The sequence below is a fragment of the Streptomyces sp. NH27 genome (assembly GCF_056859195.1).
Window position 1 is genome coordinate 1 of sequence record NZ_JACEGK010000882.1, and the last position, 1,640, is coordinate 1,640.

Annotated in this window: 1 protein-coding gene; it reads left to right on the plus strand. The window is 74.1% G+C overall.

Annotated features, from left to right (window positions below; translation table 11 throughout):
• Positions 1-31: 31 nt before the first annotated feature.
• Positions 32-1,640 (plus strand): DNA polymerase III subunit gamma and tau (locus tag AC13HU_RS36755; RefSeq protein ID WP_483046339.1); only part of this gene is annotated, 1,609 nt, incomplete at its 3' end.

A 1,640-nucleotide genomic window follows, 5' to 3' on the forward strand; every position in this document is an offset into this window, starting at 1 on the left:
GGTGTCGGTGGGCCCGGCTAGTCTCGGGGGCGTGTCACTCGCTCTGTATCGCCGCTACCGGCCGGAGACCTTCGCCGAGGTCATCGGGCAGGAGCATGTCACCGACCCGTTGCAGCAGGCGCTGCGCAACAACCGGGTCAATCACGCGTACCTGTTCAGCGGACCGCGGGGGTGCGGGAAGACGACGAGCGCGCGGATTCTGGCGCGTTGCCTGAACTGCGAGCAGGGACCGACACCGACGCCGTGCGGGGAGTGCCAATCCTGCCAGGACCTGGCGCGGAACGGCCCGGGGTCGATCGACGTGATCGAGATCGACGCGGCGTCGCACGGCGGTGTGGACGACGCCCGCGATCTGCGCGAGAAGGCGTTCTTCGGGCCGGCCGGGAGCCGGTACAAGATCTACATCATCGACGAGGCCCACATGGTCACGTCGGCGGGGTTCAACGCGCTGCTGAAGGTGGTCGAGGAGCCGCCTGAGCACCTGAAGTTCATCTTCGCGACCACCGAGCCGGAGAAGGTCATCGGCACGATCCGGTCGCGTACGCACCACTACCCGTTCCGGCTGGTGCCGCCGGGGACCTTGCGGGACTACCTCGCCGAGGTGTGCGGGCACGAGGAGATCCAGGTCCAGGACGGGGTGTACCCGCTGGTGGTGCGCGCCGGGGCCGGCTCGGTGCGTGACTCGATGTCGGTGATGGACCAGCTGCTGGCGGGCGCGGACGCGGGCGGTGTGACGTACGCGATGGCGACCGCGCTGCTCGGTTACACGGACGCGGCGCTGCTCGACGAGGTGGTGGACGCGTTCGCGGCGGGGGACGGCGCGGCGGTCTACGGGATCGTGGACCGGGTGATCGAGGGCGGGCACGACCCGCGCCGGTTCGTCACGGACCTGCTGGAGCGGCTGCGCGACCTGGTGATCATCGCGGCGGTGCCGGACGCGGTGGAGAAGGGGCTGATCGACGCGCCCCGGGACGTGGTCGAGCGGATGCAGGCGCAGGCGTCCGTCTTCGGCGCCGCCGAGTTGAGCCGCGCTGCTGACCTGGTCAACACCGGGCTGACGGAAATGCGCGGCGCGACCTCGCCCCGGCTCCAACTGGAGCTGATCTGCGCCCGGGTGCTGCTTCCGGCCGCGTACGAGGACGAACGCTCGCTGCAGGCGCGGCTGGAGCGGTTGGAGCGCGGGGTCAGCCTCGGCGGCGCGGCGAACGGCGCGGCGACGGCCGGCGGCGGTGGATACGGCTACGGTGACGCGCCCGGCGGCCCGGCTCAGGCCGGCGGTGCTACGGCCCCGGGCGGCGGTCCGGCGTACGGCGGCCAGGCCGGTCCTGCCGGTCCGTCCGGTCCGGCCGCGGCGAGGGCCGCACTGGGCCGTACGGCATCGGGCTCTGCGGCACCCGCACCCGCTGCCCCGGCCGCTGTCCCTGCCACTGCTCCCGCCCCCACTCCCGCGCCGGAGGCGCAGCAGCAGCCCGCGGCCCCGGCGTCGCCGCCACCTCCGCCCGTATCGGCCGCACCGCCGGTGCAGGGCTCCGGGCAGGCGCCCCCCGCGGCCGACCCTTCCTCCGCCCCGCGCCCGGGTGCGTGGCCGACATCCGCCGCGCCTGCCGCCCGCCCGGGTGCGTGGCCGACCACGGCGGGCC